This window comes from Cellulomonas sp. PS-H5, from assembly GCF_019265565.1.
GTDB lineage: Bacteria > Actinomycetota > Actinomycetes > Actinomycetales > Cellulomonadaceae > Cellulomonas.
In genome coordinates this window covers 20493-27502 of sequence record NZ_JAHVCI010000055.1, presented here as the reverse complement: position 1 = coordinate 27502, position 7010 = coordinate 20493, and the positions used below count along the sequence as shown (strand labels likewise).

At 77.1% G+C, this 7010-nt stretch carries 7 protein-coding genes; 6 read left to right on the top strand and 1 reads right to left on the bottom strand.

Annotation, left to right across the window (positions count from 1 at the left end):
• A partial coding sequence (locus J5O08_RS21390; RefSeq protein ID WP_218708076.1) for a hypothetical protein occupies positions 1-180 on the bottom strand: 180 nt, incomplete at its 3' end.
• Between the two features lie 99 nt (positions 181-279).
• Between J5O08_RS21390 and rpmI the strand changes: the two genes are divergently transcribed.
• The 6 genes from rpmI to pheT all read left to right on the top strand — a co-directional run bounded on the left by rpmI (position 280) and on the right by pheT (position 6963).
• Complete coding sequence (gene rpmI, locus J5O08_RS17050) at positions 280-474, top strand: 50S ribosomal protein L35 (protein WP_147793761.1); 195 nt, start codon at positions 280-282, stop codon at positions 472-474.
• A 61-nt stretch (positions 475-535) separates the two neighbouring features.
• Positions 536-922, top strand: a complete 387-nt coding sequence (rplT, locus tag J5O08_RS17045; protein WP_147793760.1) for a 50S ribosomal protein L20 — start codon at positions 536-538, stop codon at positions 920-922.
• Between the two features lie 364 nt (positions 923-1286).
• Positions 1287-2186 (top strand): RNA methyltransferase, encoded by a 900-nt coding sequence (locus J5O08_RS17040; RefSeq protein ID WP_218708081.1) that lies wholly within the window; start codon positions 1287-1289, stop codon positions 2184-2186.
• A gap of 164 nt (positions 2187-2350) precedes the next feature.
• The gene (thpR, locus tag J5O08_RS17035; protein ID WP_218708075.1) at positions 2351-2989 is read left to right on the top strand and encodes an RNA 2',3'-cyclic phosphodiesterase; all 639 of its coding nucleotides are present in this window, start codon (positions 2351-2353) and stop codon (positions 2987-2989) included.
• 327 nt (positions 2990-3316) lie between these two features.
• Positions 3317-4381, top strand: coding sequence for a phenylalanine--tRNA ligase subunit alpha (pheS, locus tag J5O08_RS17030; RefSeq protein ID WP_218708074.1), 1065 nt, complete (start codon positions 3317-3319; stop codon positions 4379-4381).
• Complete coding sequence (pheT, locus tag J5O08_RS17025) at positions 4381-6963, top strand: phenylalanine--tRNA ligase subunit beta (protein ID WP_218708073.1); 2583 nt, start codon at positions 4381-4383, stop codon at positions 6961-6963. Before pheS ends, pheT begins: the two co-directional genes overlap by 1 nt.
• Positions 6964-7010 lie beyond the last annotated feature (47 nt).

Sequence of the window (7010 nt, the reverse complement as noted above, 5' to 3'; positions counted from 1 at the left end):
GGCGCCGAAGCCCGCCACCGCCCCGAAGCCGGCCTCGCGGCCGACCTCGACCCCCCGCCCGACCCCCGGCTCCTCGGCCGGGTCGACGGCGGCGCCGGCCCCGCGGCCCACCCCGCGCCCGGCACCGACCCCGCGCCCGTCGGCGCGACCGGCCCCCCGCGGCCAGTCGTCCGGCGGCACCGGGAACGCCTGACCTGCACCGACACGCTCGGACCCCACCGGGACCGGACGGACGAGTCGCGCCCCGGCGCGATGCGACGACAAGGAGAGACGGCAGCCATGCCGAAGAACAAGACGCACTCCGGTGCGAAGAAGCGCTTCCGGATCACCGGGAGCGGCAAGGTCATGCGCGAGCAGGCCAACGCGCGTCACCTGTTCGAGCACAAGTCGAGCCGTCGCACGCGTCGCCTCGCCTCGGACCAGGTCGTCTCCGCGGCCGACGCCCCCAAGATCAAGAAGCTGCTCGGCAAGTGACCCGTCGGCGCGCGAGCGCCGCGGTCCGCAGCCGACCCGATAACGAAGCAAGGAGCATCACGTGGCACGCGTGAAGCGGGCGGTCAACGCCCAGAAGAAGCGCCGGGCGACCCTCGAGCGGGCCTCCGGCTACCGCGGCCAGCGGTCGCGCCTGTACCGCAAGGCCAAGGAGCAGGTCACCCACTCCCTGGTCTACGCCTACCGCGACCGCAAGGCGCGCAAGGGCGACTTCCGCAAGCTGTGGATCCAGCGGATCAACGCGGCGGCGCGCGAGCAGGGCCTGACCTACAACCGCCTCATCCAGGGCCTCAAGGCCGCTGGGGTCGAGGTCGACCGTCGCGTGCTGGCCGACCTGGCCGTCACCGACGTCGCGGCGTTCAACGCCCTGGTGCAGGTCGCCAAGGACGCGCTGCCGGCCGACGTGAACGCGCCGAAGGCCGCCGCCTGACGCTCGGCGTCACCGCGACGCGCGTGGTCTGACCGCGCGCACGCACCCTCCAGGACCCCCGGGAGCCCACGGCTCCCGGGGGTCCTGCGCGTCCGCGGGCGGCCGGCCCGGCCCGTCCTGCGTCGAGCGGGCAGCCGACACGTCGAGCGAGCAGTCGGCGACTACTCGCTCGACGTGTCGACTGCTCGCTCGGTGCGTGGGAGGTCGCGGCGCGGGGCCGGCAGCCGGCGCTGCCGCCACCGGTGCGCCGCCGCCGGTGCGGCCGTGCGCCGCGGCCACGGCGCCGCGGCCACGCCGCCGCGTGCGGGAGGATGGGACCGTGTCCCGCACCGCACCCGACGGCCCCGCCGCCGCACGCCCCCCGATGACCAACCCGCACGCCGACCGCGTCAAGGCCGTGCGGGCGCTCGCCACCCGGTCGGGGCGTCGCCGCGCCGGGCGGTACGTCGTCGAGGGGCCCCAGGCCGTGCGCGAGGTGGTGCGCTGGGCGCCGGGCACCGTCCGGGACGTGTACCTCACGGCGGAGGCCGCCGACCGGTACGCCGAGATCGTCGCCGACGCGGAGGCGGCCCGCCTGCACGTGCACCTCGGGGACGAGGCCGTGCTCGACGCGATGTCGCCGGACGCGCAGGGCGTGCTCGCCGTCGCCGACCTGCCCGACGCAGCCCGCACGGCCACCGTCGACGAGGTGCCCGTCGGGCCGTCCGGCGCCGAGGCGCTCGACGCCGTGCTCGCCGCCCGCCCGCGTCTCGTCGCGGTGCTCGCGCAGGTGCGCGACCCCGGGAACGCCGGGACGGTCATCCGGGTCGCGGACGCGGCCGGAGCGGACGCGGTCGTGGTGGCGGGGGACAGCGTCGAGACGACGAACCCCAAGGTCGTGCGGTCGACCGCCGGGTCGCTGTTCCACCTGCCGGTCGTGTCCGGGGTGTCGGTCGCGGACGCGGTCGACGCGCTGCGGGCGGCGGGCCTCGCCGTGCTGGCGGCCGACGGCACCGGCGACCTCGACCTGGACGACCTGCAGGACGCCGCGGCGGTGGCGGGGGCCGGCACCGGCACGGCCGCGGAGACCGACGCCGCCGCGACCGCCGACCTGCGCGCCGCGACCGCCTGGCTGTTCGGCAACGAGGCCTGGGGGCTGCCCCCGGAGGACCGCGACCGCGCCGACGCCGTCGTGCGGGTGCCGCTGCGCGGCCGCGCGGAGTCCCTCAACCTCGGCACCGCCGCGGCGGTCTGCCTCTACGCGTCCTCCCGCGCCCACCGCTGACACCTGCCGCTCGACGCGCGCGTCCGTGGCGCGCGCACCGCTTAGTGGAGCGCGGTGACGGACACGCCGACGGCGTGTCCGTCACGATCGTCCACTCACGTCCCGGTCGCCGCGCCCCGGCCCCCACGACCACCCACCCGGCGGCGGCACGGCATGCTGGACCGATGCGCGTCTTCGCCGCCCTCTGGCCCACCGACCAGGCCCGCCGGCACCTGGCGTCCGCGCTCCGCACCGCCGTCGGCGTCGACGCCGAGCACGCCCCCGGCCGCTCACCCGACGGCGTGCGCTGGACCCCCGCGGAGAACTGGCACGTGACGCTGGCGTTCTACGGCGAGGTCGGCGAGGGGCGCGCGGAGCTGCTCGCGGAGCACCTCGCCGGGGTCGCGGCGGACGGGCGGCCGTTCGACCTGGAGCTCGCCGGCGCCGGCGTGTTCGCGCACCGCACCCTCTGGGCCGGCGTGGGCGGGGACGTCGCGGCGGTGCAGGACCTGGTCGCCGGGTGCCGGGACGCCGGGGACGCGGTCGGTGCGCGCCAGGACGACCGCGTCCGGTCCCGGCCGCACGTCACGCTCGGGCGCGTGTCCCCGCCGCGCGGCGGGAACCGGCGCCGGGACCGCGCGTCGCGAGCACCGGACCCGGGCGACCTGCTGGTGCACGCCCTCGCCGTGTACCGGGGGCCGCGGTGGCCGGTGACCGAGCTGGTCCTGGCGGAGTCGCTCCCCGGGGAGGGCCGCGCCGGGGGGCCGCTGTACCGGCCGCTCGGCGCGTGGCCGCTCGGCGGGACCGCGCGCCAGGCGCCCTGAACCGCGACCGCAGCCCTCGGCGCCCGACCTCGTCCCGCCCCGCCCGGCGTCCCCAGGGCCGCAGAAACCGCCCCGCAGCGCCGCGACCGCTGTGGCACGATGGCGACCATGACCTCCGCCCGCCCCCTCGGCCGCCGATTTCCCGGGCCCGTTCCCGGGCCGCGGCGCTGAGAGGCGCGGCACCAGGTCCCGTCCGGCGCCACGGCGCGGACGGTCCCGAGGCCCCGGAGCGGGCGCCACTAGACTCGCCCGTCGGTCGGCCCGTCGCGCGCGCCCCGCGCGCCTGACCCGGCCCGGCCCGCCGCTCCACCCGCAGAGAAGGCTCGGATGACCACGCCCGACACACCCCTGAACCCCCTGGACGCCGACGCCGTCGGCCGCGCCCTGGACGACGCCCTCGCGGCGGTCGCGGCGGCCGGCGACCTCGACGCCCTCAAGTCCGCGCGGCTCGCGCACACCGGCGAGCGCAGCCCGCTGGCGCTCGCCAACCGCGCGATCGGCAGCCTGGCCCCGGCGGACAAGGCCGTCGCCGGCAAGGCGCTCGGCCAGGCCCGCGGCCGGCTGAACGCCGCGATCGCGGCCCGCGAGGAGGTGCTCGCCGCCGAGCGCGACGCGCGCGTCCTCGTCGAGGAGGCCGTCGACGTCACGCTGCCGTCCGACCGCGAGCCCCGTGGCGCCCGGCACCCCCTCGAGCTGCTCCAGGAGCGCATCGCCGACGTCTTCGTCGCGATGGGCTGGGAGATCGCGGAGGGCCCCGAGGTCGAGGCCGAGTGGTTCAACTTCGACGCCCTGAACTTCGGCCCGGACCACCCGGCGCGCCAGATGCAGGACACGTTCTACGTCGCGGCGCCCGAGGGCGAGCCGGACCCGCACCTGGTGCTGCGCACGCACACCTCGCCGGTGCAGGCCCGCAGCCTGCTGGAGCGGGGCGTGCCGCTGTACGTCGCGTGCCCGGGCCGGGTGTTCCGCACCGACGAGCTCGACGCGACCCACACGCCGGTGTTCCACCAGGTCGAGGGCATCGCGGTCGACAAGGGCCTGACGATGGCGCACCTCAAGGGCACGCTGGACCACTTCGCGAAGGCGATGTTCGGCCCCGACGCCCGCACGCGCCTGCGGCCGTCGTTCTTCCCCTTCACCGAGCCCTCCGCCGAGATGGACCTGTGGTTCCCGCAGAAGAAGGGCGGGCCCGGCTGGATCGAGTGGGGCGGGTGCGGGATGGTCAACCCCAACGTGCTGCGCGCGGCGGGCGTCGACCCCGAGGTGTACTCCGGCTTCGCGTTCGGGATGGGCATCGAGCGCACGCTCATGCTGCGTCACGAGATCGCGGACATGCACGACATGGTGGAGGGCGACGTGCGCTTCTCCACCCAGTTCCGGGCGGTGATCTGATGCCTCGCATCCCCCTGACGTGGCTCGCCGAGCACGTCGAGCTCCCCGAGGGCCTGTCCGCCGAGCAGCTGGCGGCGGACCTGGTCCGCGTCGGGCTCGAGGAGGAGGCCGTGCACCCGGCCGCCGTGTCCGGCCCGCTCGTGGTCGGTCGCGTCGTCGAGCGGGTGCCCGAGCCGCAGAAGAACGGCAAGACCATCAACTGGTGCCAGGTCGACGTGGGCGACCACAACGGCACGGCCGAGGACGGCACGCGCACCCCGCGCGGCATCGTGTGCGGCGCGCACAACTTCGACGTGGGCGACCACGTCGTCGTCGCGCTGCCCGGCACCGTGCTGCCCGGCCCGTTCGCGATCGCCAGCCGCAAGACCTACGGCCACGTGTCGGACGGCATGATCTGCTCGTCCCGGGAGCTGGGCCTCGGCGACGACCACGACGGCATCATCGTGCTGGCCGAGATGGGCATCGACGCCGCCCCCGGGACCGACGCGCGCGCCCTGCTGGGGCTCGGCGAGGAGGTCCTGGAGATCAACGTGACGCCGGACCGCGGCTACTGCTTCGCGATGCGGGGCGTCGCGCGGGAGTACGCGCACTCGACCGGCGCGGCGTTCACCGACCGCGGCCTGCCGCGTGCCGGTGCGGACGAGGGTCTGGCGACCACGGGCGGCTTCGGCGTCGAGCTCCGCGACGAGGCGCCGGTCCACGGCGTCGCCGGCGCGGACCGGTTCGTCGCGCGCGTCGTCCGGGGCGTCGCGGCGAGCAAGCCGTCGCCGACCTGGATGCAGCAGCGCCTGACGCAGGCCGGCATGCGGCCGATCTCGCTCGCGGTCGACGTCACGAACTACGTGATGCTCGACCTCGGCCAGCCGCTGCACGCCTACGACCTGGCGACGCTCGACGGCCCGGTCGTCGTCCGGCGCGCGCGGGCGGGGGAGCGGCTCACGACACTCGACGGCGTGGACCGCGCCCTCGACCCGGAGGACCTGCTCATCACCGACGGCCCCGACGCCGGGCGCGTGCTCGGCCTCGCCGGGGTGATGGGCGGCGCGGCGACCGAGGTCTCCGAGTCGACCACGGACCTGCTGATCGAGGCCGCGCACTTCGACCCGGTGTCGATCGCCCGCACCGCCCGGCGGCACAAGCTGCCGAGCGAGGCGAGCAAGCGGTTCGAGCGCGGCGTCGACCCGCAGCTGCCCCGCGTGGCCGCGGCCCGCGTGGTCGAGCTGCTGGTCGAGCACGGCGGCGGCACGGCCGACCCGGTGCTGACCGACGTCGACCTCACGACCCCGCCGCCGGTGCTGAGCCTGCGCGTCGACCTGCCGGCGCGGCTCATCGGCCTGGACCTCGACGTCGCCGCCGTCTCGCGGTACCTGCGCGAGATCGGCTGCACCGTCGGCGAGGTCGTCGGGGCCGGTGCCGACGCGGTGGTCTCCGTGACCGTGCCGACGTGGCGTCCGGACCTCACCGAGCCCGTCGACCTGGTCGAGGAGGTCGCGCGCCTGCACGGCTACGACGCGATCCCGTCGGTCGTCCCGCGCTCCCCGGTGGGCCTCGGCCTGACCGTCGCGCAGCGGCGCCGTCGCCGGGTGGCGCAGGCGCTGGCGGACGCGGGCTGGGTCGAGACGCTGTCGTACCCGTTCGTCGGGGAGGCGCAGCTCGACGCGCTCGCGCTGCCCGCCGACGACGAGCGGCGGACGATGGTCCGCCTCGCGAACCCGCTGTCGGAGGAGCGGCCGTCGATGCGCGCGTCGCTGCTCGTGACGCTGCTCGACACCGCACGGCGGAACGTGGCGCGCGGCACGACCGACCTCGCGGTGTACGAGGTCGGCGCGGTCACGCTGCCCCGCCCGGGCGCGGCGTCGGCCCCGGTGCCGCCGGTCGCGCAGCGGCCGTCGGACGACGTCCTCGACGCCGTGCGGGCCGCGGTGCCGGCCCAGCCGCGGCACGTCGCCGGCGTGCTGACCGGCCTGCGGCAGCCCGCGGGCTGGTGGGGCGCCGGTCGCCCCGCCGACCACACCGACGCGATCGACGCCGTGCGGCTGCTCGCCGAGACCCTGGGCGTCGAGCTCGCGGTCGTGGCCGACGCCGAGCGGGCGCCGTGGCACCCGGGGCGCTGCGCGCGGTTCGCCACGTCGGACGGCGCCCTCGTCGGCTGGGCCGGTGAGCTGCACCCGAACGTCGTCGCCGCCCTCGGGCTGCCGGCGCGGGCCAGCGCGTTCGAGGTCGACCTGGACGTGCTGCTGGCCGCCGCCCCGCGCGAGGAGGTCGTCGCCACCGAGGTGTCGACGTTCCCGGTCGCGAAGGAGGACGTCGCGCTCGTCGTCCCGGCCGACGTGCCGGTGGCCGACGTGCTGGACGCGGTCCGCACCGGCGCCGCGGCGAGCGCGGCGGGCGACGTGCTGGAGAGCGCGCGGCTGTTCGACGTGTACACCGGCGAGCAGGTGGGCGAGGGTCAGCGGTCGCTGGCGTTCGCGCTGCGCCTGCGCGCCGCCGACCGCACGCTCACGGCGGACGAGACCGCGGCCGTGCGCGCAGCGGTCGTCGCGGAGGCCGAGCGCCGCTTCGGCGCCACCCTCCGCGCGTAGCCCGCACCGCCGACGGCCCCGTGCCGCGCCCCCTCGTGGGGCGTGGC